Annotated in this window: 1 protein-coding gene; it reads left to right on the top strand. The window is 50.0% G+C overall.

Annotation, left to right across the window (positions count from 1 at the left end):
• Positions 1 to 158: 158 nt before the first annotated feature.
• Positions 159 to 736 (top strand): hypothetical protein (locus IE273_RS44600; RefSeq protein WP_229888149.1); only part of this gene is annotated, 578 nt, incomplete at its 3' end.

Raw genomic sequence — 736 nt, 5'->3', positions numbered from 1 at the left:
CTACTTGTTTACCTTTTCCTGTGGTCCATTACCTTTACCTTTCCGTGTCTATATTCACTTGGTTGAATTTGAACTCTCTGTATCTTCCTTTTCGAACCCATCTACCTCAGTAGCCTACGCCTTTATACCCGTTTGTTACTCTTTCAAACCTTTCCGCAATGTTCTCCAATGTCCTTCAAGCCTTACTGTTTTGTGCAGTTTTTCAACTCATCAGTGCTTCGGTCGCAGGTGCCAAGAGTGACTTCGACAAGTTGCGAACTGATCGCGTAGTATCTCGACGAGACGGTTTGGCCCCATTAACTAAAGACAGCGGATCTCTCGTACGCCGCCAAGATTGGGGCTTCTCGGCCTCGGCCTCGGCCTCGGCCTCTGTCTCAGTTTCTGCTCAAGTTATGCTGCAAAGCTGGTCTAGCTTGACTGCTGCAGCCGACAAGTGTCGAGACGTTTTTCAGCAGGGAGCATCGATGGAAGTTGCTCTTCAGGCTGCCTCCTCGTTCTCATACCAGGCGGTTGCTGTAAATAGACAGGCTGGCCGATGCGCATGTGACTCTTCTGCGTTTGACGTGTCGGCTCAGTTCAAAGCACAGATCGTCCACTTGTTCTCGTCACTTCAAGTCACTCTCAAGCTCGGTGCTGAGCGCTACGGTTCAGACTGGTCCAACCGATTCAGACCCGTTTTCCAAGACTGTTCACCTGCCTTCGCCTCGATGAAGCAAATTTCCGCTCAATTGAACAT

It is taken from the genome of Streptomyces olivaceoviridis (genome assembly GCF_014650115.1).
In the GTDB taxonomy this organism is placed as follows: Bacteria; Actinomycetota; Actinomycetes; order Streptomycetales; family Streptomycetaceae; genus Streptomyces; species Streptomyces olivaceoviridis.
Note: the sequence above shows the minus strand (reverse complement) of the source record. Positions and strands in the feature narration are given on the sequence as shown.